This window comes from Klebsiella sp. JN_Kp121 (assembly GCF_040062145.1).
Taxonomy (GTDB): Bacteria; Pseudomonadota; Gammaproteobacteria; order Enterobacterales; family Enterobacteriaceae; genus Klebsiella; species Klebsiella aerogenes.
Genome location: NZ_JBEAHX010000005.1, coordinates 17,406 through 32,990, shown reverse-complemented (window position 1 = coordinate 32,990; position 15,585 = coordinate 17,406). Strand labels below are relative to the sequence as shown.

The 15,585-nt window shown below is 53.5% G+C and carries 15 protein-coding genes and 3 tRNA genes; 10 read left to right on the top strand and 8 right to left on the bottom strand.

Annotated elements, in window-relative coordinates:
- Positions 1–220: 220 nt before the first annotated feature.
- Positions 221–1,369, top strand: a complete 1,149-nt coding sequence (cfa, locus tag ABLU86_RS09125) for a cyclopropane fatty acyl phospholipid synthase (RefSeq protein WP_015705219.1) — start codon at positions 221–223, stop codon at positions 1,367–1,369.
- Between the two features lie 51 nt (positions 1,370–1,420).
- On the opposite strand, the gene ABLU86_RS09120 is transcribed toward cfa, so the two are convergent.
- The gene (locus tag ABLU86_RS09120; protein WP_015366888.1) at positions 1,421–2,056 is read right to left on the bottom strand and encodes a riboflavin synthase; all 636 of its coding nucleotides are present in this window, start codon (positions 2,054–2,056) and stop codon (positions 1,421–1,423) included.
- Positions 2,057–2,286: 230 nt separating this feature from the next.
- On the opposite strand from ABLU86_RS09120, the gene mdtK reads away from it, so the two are divergent.
- Entirely contained in the window at positions 2,287–3,660 is a 1,374-nt protein-coding gene (mdtK, locus tag ABLU86_RS09115; RefSeq protein ID WP_015366890.1) for an MdtK family multidrug efflux MATE transporter, read from the top strand.
- Between the two features lie 55 nt (positions 3,661–3,715).
- On the opposite strand, the gene ABLU86_RS09110 is transcribed toward mdtK, so the two are convergent.
- Positions 3,716–4,285 (bottom strand): TIGR00730 family Rossman fold protein, encoded by a 570-nt coding sequence (locus ABLU86_RS09110; protein WP_042892323.1) that lies wholly within the window; start codon positions 4,283–4,285, stop codon positions 3,716–3,718.
- Positions 4,286–4,534: 249 nt separating this feature from the next.
- Between ABLU86_RS09110 and ABLU86_RS09105 the strand changes: the two genes are divergently transcribed.
- From ABLU86_RS09105 to ABLU86_RS09095, 3 genes are all read left to right on the top strand, one after another.
- Positions 4,535–4,611 (top strand) — tRNA-Val (locus tag ABLU86_RS09105).
- Positions 4,612–4,614: 3 nt separating this feature from the next.
- Positions 4,615–4,691, top strand: a tRNA-Val gene (locus ABLU86_RS09100).
- A gap of 3 nt (positions 4,692–4,694) precedes the next feature.
- A tRNA-Val gene (locus ABLU86_RS09095) sits at positions 4,695–4,771 on the top strand.
- Positions 4,772–4,824: 53 nt separating this feature from the next.
- Here ABLU86_RS09095 and ABLU86_RS09090 read toward each other — a convergent pair.
- Together ABLU86_RS09090 and ABLU86_RS09085 are read right to left on the bottom strand one after the other, a co-directional pair.
- Positions 4,825–5,142: a putative quinol monooxygenase gene (locus tag ABLU86_RS09090; protein ID WP_020079007.1), complete on the bottom strand. Its 318-nt coding sequence runs from the start codon at positions 5,140–5,142 to the stop codon at positions 4,825–4,827.
- A 101-nt stretch (positions 5,143–5,243) separates the two neighbouring features.
- A complete protein-coding gene (locus ABLU86_RS09085; protein ID WP_015366893.1) occupies positions 5,244–5,846 on the bottom strand; it encodes a helix-turn-helix transcriptional regulator in 603 nt (200 codons plus the stop codon).
- Between the two features lie 43 nt (positions 5,847–5,889).
- On the opposite strand from ABLU86_RS09085, the gene ABLU86_RS09080 reads away from it, so the two are divergent.
- The 3 genes from ABLU86_RS09080 to ABLU86_RS09070 all read left to right on the top strand — a co-directional run bounded on the left by ABLU86_RS09080 (position 5,890) and on the right by ABLU86_RS09070 (position 7,272).
- Positions 5,890–6,576 (top strand): B3/4 domain-containing protein, encoded by a 687-nt coding sequence (locus tag ABLU86_RS09080; protein WP_048228700.1) that lies wholly within the window; start codon positions 5,890–5,892, stop codon positions 6,574–6,576.
- Between the two features lie 21 nt (positions 6,577–6,597).
- Positions 6,598–6,948, top strand: coding sequence for a hypothetical protein (locus ABLU86_RS09075; protein WP_348796102.1), 351 nt, complete (start codon positions 6,598–6,600; stop codon positions 6,946–6,948).
- Between the two features lie 114 nt (positions 6,949–7,062).
- Positions 7,063–7,272: a YdgH/BhsA/McbA-like domain containing protein gene (locus ABLU86_RS09070; protein ID WP_015366896.1), complete on the top strand. Its 210-nt coding sequence runs from the start codon at positions 7,063–7,065 to the stop codon at positions 7,270–7,272.
- Positions 7,273–7,361: 89 nt separating this feature from the next.
- Here the strand turns inward: ABLU86_RS09070 and ABLU86_RS09065 are convergent, their stop codons facing one another.
- The 4 genes from ABLU86_RS09065 to ABLU86_RS09050 form a co-directional block, all read right to left on the bottom strand.
- Positions 7,362–8,036 (bottom strand): carboxymuconolactone decarboxylase family protein, encoded by a 675-nt coding sequence (locus ABLU86_RS09065; protein WP_259677679.1) that lies wholly within the window; start codon positions 8,034–8,036, stop codon positions 7,362–7,364.
- A gap of 110 nt (positions 8,037–8,146) precedes the next feature.
- Positions 8,147–8,782, bottom strand: a complete 636-nt coding sequence (locus tag ABLU86_RS09060) for a carbonic anhydrase (RefSeq protein WP_015366898.1) — start codon at positions 8,780–8,782, stop codon at positions 8,147–8,149.
- Between the two features lie 148 nt (positions 8,783–8,930).
- On the bottom strand, positions 8,931–10,580 hold the full coding sequence (locus ABLU86_RS09055) for an OFA family MFS transporter (RefSeq protein WP_015705216.1): 1,650 nt from the start codon (positions 10,578–10,580) through the stop codon (positions 8,931–8,933).
- Positions 10,581–10,860: 280 nt separating this feature from the next.
- Positions 10,861–12,639, bottom strand: coding sequence for a sigma-54-dependent Fis family transcriptional regulator (locus tag ABLU86_RS09050; RefSeq protein WP_015366900.1), 1,779 nt, complete (start codon positions 12,637–12,639; stop codon positions 10,861–10,863).
- A gap of 485 nt (positions 12,640–13,124) precedes the next feature.
- Here ABLU86_RS09050 and ygeW point away from each other — a divergent pair, with 485 nt between their 5' ends.
- A complete protein-coding gene (gene ygeW / locus ABLU86_RS09045) occupies positions 13,125–14,312 on the top strand; it encodes a knotted carbamoyltransferase YgeW (protein ID WP_015366901.1) in 1,188 nt (395 codons plus the stop codon).
- Between the two features lie 59 nt (positions 14,313–14,371).
- Positions 14,372–15,571, top strand: coding sequence for a diaminopropionate ammonia-lyase (gene dpaL / locus ABLU86_RS09040; RefSeq protein WP_348796103.1), 1,200 nt, complete (start codon positions 14,372–14,374; stop codon positions 15,569–15,571).
- The last annotated feature ends 14 nt before the right edge of the window (positions 15,572–15,585 follow it).

Here is a 15,585-nt window from a genome sequence, read left to right as displayed (position 1 = left end):
TACTGGATCCGGCATCACATAAATAGAAAGTTTTTTAGATATTAACGGGGGCAGGAAGCAGCCCGTTTCACCATGGAAGGCCTTTCGGCAAGGGTTATCTCCCTTCCTCTGTTCTACGTCGGATAGCACCCTCACGATTTTTTCGTGAGATTTCTCACAAAGCCAAAAAAGCGTCTACGCTGTTTTAAGGTTCTGATCACTTGGGCGTGATGGAGAAGCTATGAGTTCATCGTGTATAGAAGAAGTAAGTGTACCAAACGATGATTGGTACCGGATTGCAGCTGAATTATTGGGCCGTGCCGGAATTGAGATCAATGGTTCCGCACCCTCCGATATCCGGGTAAAAAACCCGCTCTTTTTTAAACGCGTGTTACAGGAAGGGTCTCTCGGATTAGGCGAAAGCTATATGGACGGCTGGTGGGAATGCGAACGCCTGGATATATTCTTTCACAAGGTATTGCGCGCCGGGCTGGATAAGCAACTCCCCCACCACTTCAAAGATACGCTACGTATTGCTGGCGCTCGCCTGTTTAATCTGCAAAGCAAAAAACGCGCCTGGATTGTTGGTAAAGAACACTACGATTTAGGCAACGACCTTTTCCACCGCATGCTCGATCCCTATATGCAATATTCCTGCGGATACTGGAAAGAGGCCGAAAATCTGGAACAGGCGCAGCAGGATAAATTAGATCTTATCTGTCGCAAACTGCAGCTTGAGCCGGGAATGAAAGTGCTGGATATCGGTTGCGGTTGGGGCGGACTGGCCTATTACATGGCCAAAAACTATAACGTCAGTGTGACGGGCGTGACCATTTCGGCCGAACAACAAAAAATGGCACAGGAGCGCTGTGCAGGATTAGATGTCAATATTCTGCTGCAGGACTATCGCGATCTTCACGAAAGTTTTGACCGTATCGTCTCCGTCGGGATGTTCGAGCACGTTGGGCCTAAAAATTACGCTACTTATTTTGAAGTTGTCGATCGTAATTTAAAACCAAACGGTCGTTTTCTGCTACACACCATTGGTTCAAAGATTACCGATCACAACGTCGACCCGTGGATTAATAAATATATATTCCCTAACGGTTGCCTGCCGTCGGTACGCCATATCGCCGATGCCAGCGAGAAGCATTTTGTGATGGAAGATTGGCATAACTTTGGTGCCGATTATGACACCACCTTGATGGCCTGGTACGAGCGTTTTCTTGCCAGTTGGCCGGATATTGCCGATAACTATTCAGACCGTTTCAAACGCATGTTTACCTATTATCTGAATGCCTGCGCGGGTGCTTTCCGCGCCCGCGACATTCAGCTCTGGCAAGTCGTCTTCTCGCGCGGTGTTGAACATGGCCTGCGCGTAGCCCGCTAGACTCGCTAAAAAAAGCCCCCGTAGAAATGTATTTCTGCGGGGGCTTTTTTATTATTCTTCCGCGCTTTTTTGCGCCGCTTCTTTTGCCGCCAGCACGCGTTCCACGGTATCCACCACCGCCTGAGTTTGCGGATCGATTTCGATATTTACTTTATCGCCGAGTTTTTTCACCCCAAGCGTGGTGCGCTGCAGCGTTTCCGGAATAAGATGCACGCAGAAACGAGTCGGGGTCACTTCACCAACCGTCAGGCTAATACCGTCCACGCCAATGAACCCTTTATACAGGATATATTTCATCAGCGCCGGGTCCTGTACCTTAAACCAAATCTGGCGATTGTTTTCCGAGGTGAGGATTTTAACGACTTCGGCGGTGGTCATAATATGGCCGGACATCAAATGGCCGCCGATTTCATCACTGAATTTCGCTGCTCGCTCGACGTTGACCATATCGCCTTCATGGATAGCGCCAAGATTAGTGATACGCAGCGTCTCTTTCATCAAGTCAAAGCTGATTCGCGGGCCGTCAATTTCGGTAACGGTCAGGCAACAGCCATTGTGCGCCACCGAAGCACCGGTCTCCAGGCCATCGAGCATATGCGCCGGCAGCTCCACCACGTGGGTGCGGAAATTCGGTTTCTCATCGATGGACACCACTTTCGCAGTCCCCTGTACAATACCAGTAAACATACTTTGCTCCTGTTGAGAATCGTGACGGTATCATTACCGTTATATATACGCGGAACAATAACAGTTGGCCAAACAGGTTGCCAGCGCGCATCGTGCCCCCACCATTTTTTCACTGGCTTAATGGCTAATCCTCGCTACAATAGACTGGAAATTCCTCCTGTTTTTTCTTCTTGCTGCCATTTAAGGCGGCTTTTTTAGTCTCAAAATAACAACAATATAAAGGTGTTCACGTGCAGAAGTACTTTATAGAAGCGCGTCAGTTATTAGCATTGGCTATCCCGGTCATTCTGGCGCAGGTCGCCCAGACGGCGATGGGCTTTGTCGATACGGTGATGGCCGGCGGCTACAGCGCAACCGATATGGCCGCCGTGGCTATCGGCACCTCGATCTGGCTACCTGCCATCCTGTTTGGCCACGGTCTGCTGCTGGCGCTAACGCCGGTTATCGCCCAACTTAATGGCTCCGGTCGCCGCGATCGTATCGCCCAGCAGGTACGCCAGGGCTTTTGGCTGGCGGGCTTTGTCTCCGTACTGGTGATGGTGGTGCTGTGGAACGCAGGCTATATCATCAGCTCGATGCACAACATCGACCCACAGCTTGCCGACAAAGCGGTGGGGTATCTGCGTGCGCTGCTATGGGGCGCGCCAGGCTATCTGTTCTTCCAGGTCGCGCGTAACCAGTGCGAAGGGCTGGCAAAAACTAAGCCCGGTATGGTGATGGGTTTTATCGGCCTGCTGGTCAACATTCCAGTGAACTACATTTTTATCTATGGTCATTTCGGTATGCCGGAACTTGGCGGCATCGGCTGCGGGGTCGCGACCGCCTCGGTCTACTGGGTCATGTTTGCCAGCATGCTGACCTGGGTGCGCCGCGCGCGCTCAATGCGCGATATCCGCTGCGCTGAGCGTTTCAGTAAACCTGATTTTTCGGTATTAAAACGGCTGGTACAGCTGGGGTTGCCAATCGCGCTGGCGCTGTTTTTTGAAGTCACGCTGTTCGCGGTTGTGGCGCTGCTGGTTTCGCCATTGGGGATTATCGATGTCGCAGGGCATCAAATCGCCCTTAACTTCAGTTCGCTGATGTTCGTTCTTCCGCTCTCGCTGGCGGCGGCGGTAACAATACGCGTTGGTTTTCGTCTCGGCCAGGGCTCGACGCTGGATGCACAGACCTCCGCGCGTACCGGGGTCGGCGTGGGCGTCTGCATGGCAATGATCACCGCGATTTTCACGATCCTGATGCGTAAGCAGATTGCCCTGCTGTACAACGATAACCCTGAGGTGGTGCTACTGGCCTCACAGCTGATGCTGCTGGCGGCGATTTATCAGATTTCCGACTCCATTCAGGTGATCGGCAGCGGTATTCTGCGCGGTTATAAAGATACGCGGTCGATCTTCTTTATTACCTTCACCGCTTACTGGGTACTTGGCCTGCCAAGCGGTTATCTGCTGGCGCTGACGGATATTGTGGTGCCGCGGATGGGACCTGCGGGTTTCTGGTGCGGCTTTATCATCGGCCTGACCTCCGCTGCCATCATGATGATGCTGCGCATGCGCTTCCTGCAACGTCAGCCGTCAAGCGTGATCCTGCAGCGCGCCGCGCGCTAACCAGAAACGCTAAAGAAAAGGGCAAGCCGATAAAACGGTTTGCCCTTTAATAGCGCTACTTCGCAAGCCATTTGCGCTGCGGTGGCGTATAGCGATGGAATGCGGTTAAAATCTCCTGTATATCATCGCTAAAAGTCAGCATCTCAGCATAGCGGCGATGCATAAACCCTTCGGCGGCCATTTTTTCCGCCATCGCCTGCAGCGGGTTGTAATAGCCGTTCACGTTCAGGAAAGCACAGGGCTTTTCATGAATACCGAGCTGCGCCCAGGTCCACTGTTCAAAAATCTCCTCCAGCGTTCCGGCTCCACCCGGCATGGCAATGAAGCCGTCCGCCAGCAGCGACATCTTGTTTTTGCGCTCATGCATATTCTCAACGACATGCAGCTCGCTTAATCCGCTATGCGCAATCTCACGCTCCACCAGCCCGCGCGGCATCACGCCAATGACCCGCCCGCCGTGTTTTATTGCAGCATCTGCCACGGCGCCCATGAGTCCTACTTTACCGCCGCCATACACAAGCTCCACCCCGGCTTGCGCCAGCGCCTTGCCAACCTGTTGCGCGTAAACCTGATAAATCGGGTTTTCCCCGGTAGAAGAACCACAAAAAATGCCAATTGCTTTCATTACTGCGCTCCGTCGTTTATTTGCCGCACACTCTAGCATAAAGTCGGTGAGCGTCTCCCCTGCCAATCCGGGCAGAAAAACGCAACGGAGCAGGACATTGTTGAAGAAATATCCTTTATCATCAGTAAAATATGGGCGATATGGATAAAAGTTCTGCAAACGCGTCTATTCTGCAAGAAAAGTGACGTTTGCCTCTTGCCACACGGCCTCCCTGCCGTTAATATGCGTCCCCGTTGTCACCACAACATTGCGTTCATAGCTCAGTTGGTTAGAGCACCACCTTGACATGGTGGGGGTCGTTGGTTCGAGTCCAATTGAACGCACCATTCGCGTTTATAGCTCAGTTGGTTAGAGCACCACCTTGACATGGTGGGGGTCGTTGGTTCGAGTCCAATTAAACGCACCATATGCGTCCGTAGCTCAGTTGGTTAGAGCACCACCTTGACATGGTGGGGGTCGGTGGTTCGAGTCCACTCGGACGCACCATTTCAATCATTATTGATTTGGTGCGCACTTCTCTTCTTTCCTCTTGCTTTTATCTATAACGACATCAGTCGCTGTACCTGAATACTCTCCAGTTTCCCCTCCAGAATCGCCAGAAAATCGTCATGATACGGCATCGCAACGTGCTGTTTTAGATCGTCTTCCGAGCGCCAACGCTCAATAAACACAAATGAGATCTTTCCTTGCCGGGAAAGCTGCCTGACATCAGGGATCTCCCGGCTTTCGTGCAGGTCATATTGCAGGCACCCTGCTTCTCTGTGCGTCGGCGGCACCATGGCTAATGCCGCCTCTCTGATGGTATCGATATATTCAGGATGGGGGGTCAGCGTGGCAACAATTTTGACTTCACTCATAAGGTTTCCTCTGGCTCACCGTATTCCCCTGGAGGCTATATCTATCCAGGGCGTGAATTATTCAGCGTAGTGGTGAAGCCAGAATTACGCCAGAGTCCGCGTCAGCGCCCTTTCTCATACACGGTCATGGTAAAGACGACGGGCAACTGACTGAAATTACAATATTCATGTGGCACATCGGTACGTGCTACCGCAGAACACCCTTCAGCCACCTGATATGGGTCATTATTCACCGTCAGGGTGAGTTCTCCCTCGGTCACGTATAGCAGTTCCCAGGTGTCGGCCGGATGCCCCGGCGAACGGAACGATTCGCCAGGCAACATCCGCCACTGCCAGAGTTCAAGCATATCCGGTCCGCTGGTGCCGGCCAGCAGCCTGGCACTGCCGCCCTGCTCGCCGCGCCATAATACCGGAATCGCATCACGGTCGATAAGATGAACCATCGGCTCACTGGCAACGTTGACAAACTCCGCCACCGACACCCCCATCGCCGCAGCGATTTTGCACAACAGCGCGATACTGGGATTCGCGCGACACCCTTCGATATCCACCAACATCCCTTTACTGACGCCGGCGCGACGGGAAAGCTCGTCGAGAGAGATCTTCTTTTCGCGTCGAAACTGCTTAATACGCCGCGATACCGCCTCATTAATGCGGCTTAGATCGTTACCGTTATCGGTCGTTATATTGACTTTATCATTCATCGGTCGATATTATGCTCTAAATCAGTCATTACAGGATTATGCAATGTCTCACCCATTACCGTCAATTAGCCCACAGTTAGCCGGGATCGCTCCTGGGTTTCGGGCACTGAGTATTACCGTCAACGCTGCGCCGCTAGGTGATGCTTCTATCGGTGAAGCCGCGCTGGCGTCAGCCTGTCAGGCAGTATTAGCCGGAGAGCCCGCATGGGCGGAGGACCATCTCGCGGCATGGTCTACGGTATTCAAAGCGTTTGGCGCTAAACCGAAACGTACGCCCTGTTCCGCAGAAGCGTTGCGTAAACGCGTACTTCGCGATGGCGCCATGCCGGCAATTGACCCGGTCGTTGACCTCTACAATGCCGTCAGTCTGCGGTATGCCATTCCCGTCGGCGGCGAGAACATCGCCGCCTATTGCGGCGCGCCGCGTCTGGTCATCGCCGACGGCTCTGAGCCCTTTGATACGATGAAGGAAGGCTTAGCCGCCGTAGAATCACCGGAACCAGGAGAAGTCATTTGGCGTGACGATCGCGGTGTGACCTGCCGCCGCTGGAACTGGCGACAGGGAGTTCGTACCCGCCTGAGCGCTCGCGATCGACAGATGTGGTTTATTCTGGAAAGCCTGCCAGAGATGCCGCTCGAAGCGCTGCATGAGGCCGGCCGCATGCTTACCGGGGGGCTGGAGCAGATGATGCCCGGCTTGAGCCACCAGTCCACGCTAATCAGCCTATAAAGTCAGACACAGGAGCAGGTAATGTCACTATTTTTAACCAGTTTTATCTTTGAGAAGAAAGAGTACGACGATGACTTTTATCAACTGGACGGCGAGATCGAGCGCTATACCCAGTCACTGGAGGGAATTATCGGTATGGAGAGCTATCATGATGCCGCCAGCGGCCGAATCATCAACAACTACTACTGGCGCGACCGACAGTCTATGGAAATGATGATGAACCATCTGCAACACCAGCAGGCCAAAGCTCAGGGGCAACGCTGGATCGCCGGTTATCAAACCATCGTTGCCGAGATTGAGGGAAGCCATAATATGAACCTGCCCCATCCACTTGCAGAGTATCCACTACGCTATCACACACAACATCAGTGATTTTGAACAAGATAGGCAAATTGTTTCGATTTTAAACAATTATCATTGGTTCTATTCTTATCACATCGGAGCAACAGCGCTCCTCACCAAACAAAACATTTAAGGAATATGACCATGAAATCCATCAAAACTTTTGCTGCAGTTACCGTGCTGTCCCTGATGTCATTCGGTGCTTTTGCCCAGAGCGTGACGGCAACCGCTTCAACCCTAGACCGTGCGGAAGCCAAAATTGCCGCCCAGGCTGCGGAGCAAGGCGCGTCTTATAAAATTACCAGCGCCCAGTTCAATAACCGCGTCTATATGACTGCCGAACTGAGCAAATAATAGTGCGAGTGTGACGCGCCAGGCTTTATCTCTGGCGCGCCGTGCTGCTTTTCAGCGAAGACAATGTCGTTGTCCTCTCCACCGATGCTTCAACTACCTGCCACTTGCTCCAGCACCGCCGAGGCCTTTGCCGCTATTTCGGCGCTGACTTTTGTCGCCAGCACGTCAATAAATCCACGCAGCTGCTGCGCCATCAGGCCGTTGTGCAGGCTAATCGCGTAATGGCTCTTCAGCTGGCTTTCCACGCCCGATAGTGCGGCCAGCATTGAGATCGTCGCCAGCTCGCGCGTCGGCCAATCCAGGACGTCACGCTGGAAAATATCGCCAAACAGATGCGCCTTCAGATAGCAGTCGATAGCTGGCGCAAATTCAAATAGCGGTCCGCTGACCGTTTGCCCGACCAGTTGTGTCTGATTACGGCTACCGGCCTGCAGGCTATCCCAATTCTCCGGTAACGGGGTCGCTGTCGCCCCCTCGTTATCAATAACGCCTCGCGCCTGACGCTCGGTTATCACCTTCATCAGGCAGGAGAGCGCATTCAGGCTACGCGGAAAGCCGCAGTAGGCATACAGCTGCACCAGCGTCTCTTTTAACTCATTTATCGTCAGGCCGGTGTCCAGCGCGGTATCCAGCGCATGGGCCAGCGCCGCGATATTGCCTTCGGCGGCCAGGGCGGCAACCGGGATCAGCGCCTGTTGGCGCGCGTTCAATGGGTTTTGCATCGTTTGTTCTCCAAACGGAAAATATCGACAGGAGAAAAAGATTATAGAAACTTGGCAGGGGGTTGATTAGCCAGGCAAAAACGAACAGACCTATGAGATGGGCTCATGAATTATCTATTACGATGCACAGGGCTTCCTTGCCCTGGGGGATATTATTCGAAGTAGACTTCCGGGTTTTCCGACAGTGAAACGAAGGTTTTGGTGTCTTTATCCAGCGCGCGAATATCGCCGCTTTCAATATCATAGAACCAGCCGTGCAGACGCAGGGTTTTGTCGCGCAGGCCAACCGCAACCGACGGATGCGTTTTAATGTTGTTCAACTGGGCAATAACGTTTTCCTGCACCATACCGTTCACTTTATCGGTCTCGCTGGCCCAGGTTTTCTTCTCAACCACCGCTTTCGCCGCGTCCGAATAACGCAACCAGTGGGAAACGGCAGGCATTGGTTCCAGACACTGGCAGGTGGCGATGGCTTTCATCGCGCCGCAGTTGGAGTGGCCGCAGATGACAATATCCGTCACACCGAGGGCGACAACCGCATATTCAATGGTGGCTGACACGCCGCCCGGCTCCGGCCCGAAAGAGGGCACAATATTACCGGCATTACGAATAACGAACAGCTGCCCTGGCTCCTGCTGGGTAACCAGCTCCGGGACCAGGCGGCTATCAGAACAAGAGATGAACAACGCTTTTGGATTCTGGCTCGACGCCAGGCTGCGGAAGAGCTCTTTGCGTTGCGGGAAAATCTCTTTCTGGAAGTTGAGGAAGCCCTCAATGATATGTTGCATAGCAGTGTCTCTTTTCTCTGTAGTAATTACGATATGACAAAGATCACATTTAGCTAGTGTATCACCGAAGCGCAGAATGGGAATCGTTATTGAAAATAGCTGTGCAATAAGCACCCAACCTGTCCTTTGGGTGCTTGCCTCTGTGGGTCTACATAAAGAACTTCACCGCTTGTTGCAAGGTGGTGCCCATTCCCCACAGCAAGGGTATACCGACGGCCAGCCAGCTTAGCGTCAGCAGCAGCGGCGCGGGCGTCGGTTCCCAGCTCAGCTGCGCGTCTTTATTGATAGTATACAGACCCCTCGCCTGCTGCTGTTGCTCCGCGGTCATGGCATATTTCTGCGGAATCGGCCGAACCAGCTGATTACAAATAAAGCCGATGATAAGCAACCCGGTCAACGCCAGCAGTGTGATGTCATAAATTCTCGCGGGTTCCACCCCCTGCGCCAGCTGGTACTCGCGCAAATAGTTGACCAGCACCGGGCCGCTGATCCCGGCCGCCGACCAGGCAGTCAGCAGACGGCCATGAATCGCGCCAACCATTTGTGAGCCAAATACGTCGGCAAGATACGCCGGGATGGTCGCGAAACCGCCGCCGTACATAGAAATAATCACACAGAGCGCACAAACAAAAAACGCCACGTAGCCGCCGTGGTTAATCAACGGCAACGTGCCGTAAAGTAGGGTTCCCAGAAAGAAGATCAGCGCGAAGGTGGCTTTCCTGCCGCACATATCGGAAACAGAAGCCCAGAAAAAGCGCCCCAGAATATTAAACAGGCTGAGCAGCCCGGTAAATCCCGCCGCCATCGTCGCGATGCGCTTCAGCTGTTCTGTATTAAGTTCCTGCCAGCCCAGATCCAGGGATAGTAGCTTACCGGCAAAAATCTCCTGCAGCATCGGCGAGGCCATGCCGAGAATGCCAATCCCGGCGGTAACGTTGAGCCACAGCACCAGCCACAGCAGCCAGAATTGCGGCGTGCGCCACGCGACGCTGACGTGAACCTGAACGGTTGGCTGTTTGCTGATGGCTTGCTGCGCCTTCGCGCCGACCGGATGCCAGCCCATAGGCGGCAGACGGTAACCAAAAGTACCGCAGAGCATAAACAGCGCATATATAACCGCCAGCGCCAGAATGCTCTGCCATACCCCACTTCCCTGACCATCGGCGAAAAAATTAATCAGCCAATTAGCCAGCGGCGCTCCCACCAGCGCCCCGCCGCCGAAGCCCATGATCGCCATTCCCGCGGCCATCCCTCGCTTATCGGGGAACCAGCGCAACAGCGTTGAGACCGGCGAGATATAGCCAAGCCCCAGGCCAATGCCGCCAATCACACCGGCGCCCAACCACAGTAGCCACAGCTGATGAAAATAGATTGCCGCGCTCGCCAGCACCAGGCCGCCACACCAGCAGAGGGTGGCGACAAAACTCACCAGACGCGGGCCAACCTTCTCCAGCCAGCTTCCCCAAAGCGCCGCGGAGCAGCCGAGAAAAACGAAGAACAGCGTATAGGTCCAGCCGAGCAGGGAAATTTTCCAGTCGCACTGGCGGGTCACCAGTTGCTGCCAGAATGACATATCGACCGGACACTGCAGCGGCGCGCTGCCGCCGATAAGCTGCGACATTGGCAGCCAGTAGACGGAAAAGCCGTAGGCCATGCCAATGCACAAATGCACCGCCAGCGCCGCGGGAGGGACCAACCAGCGGTTAAATCCAGGTTTAGCAATAATGCGGGGCTTAGCAAAAAAACGACTCAACGATGAAACGGGCGGAGTCGCGAGATTCTCATTTATCTGCACCATATTCCTGTCCTTAACATGTTTGTTTGCCGACTATCGCAGTAGCCGACGGCAAACGGTAAAGGCAAGAACAATGCCATCTGCTGAAAAAACGAACAGAAAATGGCGACTGAAGCGAGCAAGCACAACCCATAAGCCATGAGGAGAGGGAGTTGAAAGCTGTAAAAAAAGAGAAAATCATCGGTAGTGATTTTCTCTTTTCCGGACATCGGGGTATTTTCGTTGCCAGATCAATAACGATCGGCGATTTTGATAAACGTTGCTCTCAGAGTGATACGGCTTATCAGACCCCGACCAGTTCATACTTTTTAATTTTGCGATATAGCGTCGCAATGCCGATCCCGAGCTCATCGGCGGCCTGCTTTTTATTGCTATAGCGCGTCAGCGCATCGCGGATCATCTGTTTTTCCATCTCCTCCAGCGCCGTACCCCCCTCTTCTTCTTTCGCAACGCTGGCTGGCGCCGCCCGGCTGCTTTCGCGCTCGTTGACTTTGCCGCTGCTGATAAGATTTGGCGGCAGCAGCGACAGATCAATCACCTCGCCGGAGGGAACCACGTTAACCAGATACTCCATCAAGTTACTCAGCTCGCGAATATTGCCCGGCCAGCGGTAGTTCTTCAGTAAGGCGATGACTTCCGGGGACACGCCGGGATAGACCAGCTCCAGCCGACGGGTGTGCAGATGCAGGAAATAGTGAATCAGCAGTTCGATATCATCCTGACGCTCGCGCAAAGGCGGCAGGCGCAGTGGGATGACATTAAGCCGATAGAACAGATCTTCGCGGAATTTCCCTTCGGCAATGAACTGCTCAAGGTTCTGGTTAGTGGCCGAAATGATGCGGATATCGACCGGCACCGGATGGCTGGCGCCCACCGGCTGAATTTCGCGCGATTCAATCGCCCGCAGCAGCTTGGCCTGTAGGGTTAATGGCATATCGCCGATTTCATCAAGAAACAGCGTGCCGTGATTAGCCGCCTGAATCAGACCGGTCTTGCCGTTGGCCGAGGCCCCGGTAAATGCGCCTTTGACGTAACCAAAGAGTTCGCTCTCCAGTAGCTGTTCGGGAATGGCCGCGCAGTTGATCGCGATGAAAGGCTTCGCCTGACGGTCGCTAAGCTTATGCACCGCGCGAGCGACCACCTCTTTGCCGGTTCCACTTTCGCCGACGATCATCACGCTCGACGGGCTTGGCGCCACGCGGGTAATCAGTTTTTTCAGCTGACGCATTGGCCGACATTCGCCAACCATCTGTTCAATCTGCGGGCCATCCTGCGGCGGCGCCAGATCGGCCGACGAATGCGACTGATGGAAGGCCATTAAGAACAGCCATTGATCCTGAATAGCGTGCAGCTGACCGATAATAAGCTCTTTCTTATCATCAAAAGAAATGACGTGCTGTACGTGACCGCGAATAAAGTTTTGCGCAAAAGTCAGCGGACGAAAATGAATAGTTTTGCCAATCATACTGCCATGATTCGCGCCAAGGATTTTCATCGCCGCCTGATTGGCAAATTTCACTTTTTGATCCTGGCTAACCACCAGCACACCCTGATCCATGTTTTCAATCATGGTGGAAAACATTTTAAGCATATTATCTCCCCCGCCCTGGTCCTCTAACAGGCGGGAGACAAATATTGAAGAAACGTGGCGTACATAATCTGAAAACTCGTGGAGGTTGTCATTAATGCGCTCCTGCTGCTCGCGAGTTAAGGCGACCAGGCTAATAACCCCGACACACTGTTCCTGATAAATCACCGGGGTACCCAGAAATGCCTTCTCTTTACAGTTCTCTTTATTGGTACAGTCTTTACACAAGGGATCAAAACGCGAATGAGTCACGACCTTTTCTTTTTTTGTTTCTATTATGTAACGTAAAAGTCGCGAATCTGTATTTAATTTTCGCCCCAGAAATTTACCGTAGGCGCCGGTACCGGCGACCCGGCACAGCGTATTGTCGACAATCTCGACCTCGAGTTGTAACACGCTGGAGAGCATGCGGGCAAAACGTTGAATCGTTGGCTGAATCTGCATTAAAACGGATAGCGAATTGGAGGGAATCATAATTGACCTTTTAATATCAGTAGCCGAAAGAAAATGCTGAAGATCGACTCTTTTTATTCTGCGTTTATCATACTACCGCCGCCCAGGCTGAAAAAAGGTGCCAACCCTGCGCTTTTTTACAGCTTAAAGAAAATATGGAAGAGGTATCACATTTTCCTCTCAATATGATAATCCGCAGGGCAAAATTATCATTTTGGTGTTGAAATCACCGTCGCAGAACGATATCCACGCATGTCTGACGGCTCAAAATAAATTTACCGTGACAACTGGCAAATGAATTTCATTTCCATCAGTTGAGCGTTACAAGCCATTTTTCGTGACCCGCCTCGCATAATTCCCTACTTTTCCACTCGTCCACCGCGACTGAATTATAACTGGCACGCTTATTGTTAGTGGTAATACAGCGCTGGCCGTCGCCACTTACATCAATGTCATTTCGACTGCACAGCAATCAATAAGCCGTCATTCACTACCAGGATCGAAATATGAAAACTGTTAACGAACTGATCAAGGATATCAATAAGCTCAACTCTAACCTGCATGAAAAAGATTTCCTGCTGACGTGGGAGCAATCGCCGGACGAGCTGAAGCAGGTGCTGGATGTCGCCGCAGCGCTGAAAACGTTACGGGCGGAAAACATCGCGACAAAAGTTTTTAACAGCGGACTGGGTATTTCGGTCTTTCGCGATAACTCCACCCGCACCCGCTTCTCTTATGCCTCGGCGTTAAACCTGCTCGGCCTGGCGCAGCAGGACCTCGACGAAGGCAAGTCGCAGATAGCCCACGGTGAAACGGTGCGCGAAACCGCCAATATGATCTCCTTCTGCGCAGACGCTATCGGTATTCGCGACGATATGTATCTCGGCGCCGGCAACGCCTATATGCGTGAAGTCGGCGAAGCGCTGGATGACGGCCACAAACAGGGCGTACTGCCGCAGCGCCCGGCATTAATTAACCTGCAGTGCGACATTGACCATCCGACGCAGGCGATGGCCGATCTGGCCTGGCTGCGTGAGCACTTCGGCTCGCTGGAAAATCTGAAAGGTAAAAAAATTGCCATGACCTGGGCCTACTCGCCAAGTTACGGCAAACCGCTTTCCGTCCCGCAGGGAATCATCGGCCTGATGACCCGCTTCGGTATGGATGTCACCCTCGCCCATCCAGAGGGCTACGATCTGATCCCGGACGTTATCGAAGTGGCGAAGAAAAACGCCGCGGCTTCCGGCGGCAGCTTCCGTCAGGTCACCGATATGGCGGAAGCCTTTAAAGACGCCGATATTGTCTACCCGAAATCCTGGGCGCCATACAAAGTGATGGAACAACGCACCGAGCTACTGCGCGCTAACGACCATGACGGGCTGAAAGCGCTGGAAAAAGCCTGTCTCGCCCAGAACGCCAATCACAAAGACTGGCACTGTACCGAAGAGATGATGAAGCACACCAAAGATGGTGACGCGCTGTATATGCACTGCCTGCCGGCGGATATTACCGGCGTCTCCTGCGAGGAAGGCGAAGTCACCGAAGCGGTGTTCGAGAAATATCGTATCGCCACCTATAAAGAGGCCAGCTGGAAGCCGTACATCATCGCCGCCATGATCCTCTGTCGCAAATATGCCAAACCCGGTCAGTTGCTGGAGCAACTGCTGCAGGACGCGCAAAAACGCATCAAATAACTTCGCGAGCCGGTCTGCGGGCCGGCTTCCCCGACTCCAAAGAAGGATAAGGACAGAATATGTCTGCTTTTTCGCTGAAAATGGATATTGCCGACAACCGTTTCTTTACCGGTGAAACCTCGCCGCTGTTCTCTCGTCAGCAGGCACAACAGGCGCGCCATTTTCATCAAAAAATCGCCGGTTACCAACCGACGCCGCTGTATGCCCTGAAGGAACTGGCGACGCTGTTCGGCGTAAAGAACATCCTGGTAAAAGATGAATCCCAGCGCTTTGGCCTCAACGCCTTCAAAATGCTCGGCGGCGCCTACGCCATCGCCCAACTGTTGTGTGAAAAATACCATCTCGATATTAACGCCTTCTCGTTTGAGACCCTGAAATCCACCATCAAAGAGAAGATGACTTTCGCCACTACCACCGACGGCAACCACGGGCGCGGCGTCGCCTGGGCCGCCCAGCAGCTTGGGCAAAACGCGGTGGTGTACATGCCGAAAGGTTCAGCGCAGGAACGCGTGGACGCCATTTTACGCCTCGGCGCGGAATGTATCGTTACCGATATGAACTACGACGATACCGTGCGCTTTACCATGCAAACCGCACAGAAAAACGGCTGGGAAGTGGTACAGGACACCGCATGGGAAGGCTACACCAAAATTCCAACCTGGATTATGCAAGGTTACGCCACCCTCGCCGATGAAGCGGTAGAACAAATGGCGGCGATGGGCATTGCTCGCCCTACCCACGTCTTCCTGCAGGCCGGTGTCGGCGCGATGGCAGGCGGCGTGCTCGGTTATCTGGTCGACGTTTTCGGCGCCCGCGATTTGCACTCGGTGATCGTGGAGCCTGAACTGGCGGACTGCATCTATCGCTCCGGGTTAAAAGGCGACATCGTCAACGTCGGCGGCGACATGGCCACCATCATGGCAGGACTGGCCTGCGGCGAACCTAACCCACTGGGCTGGGAAATCCTGCGCAACTGCGCCACCCAATTTATCTCCTGCCAGGATGCCGTTGCCGCCCTCGGTATGCGCGTACTCGGTAATCCTGTCGGCAATGACCACCGGGTTATCTCCGGTGAATCCGGCGCCGTCGGGCTCGGGACGCTGGCCGCCGTCCACTTCCATCCGCAGCGCCAGGCGCTGATGAACAAACTGGGGCTCGATAGCCACTCCGTGGTGCTGGTCATCAGCACCGAAGGCGACACCGACGTGCAGCATTACCGCGAGGTCGTCTGGGAAGGCAAGCTGCCGGCAGCACGATAAACGTTCAACTTATT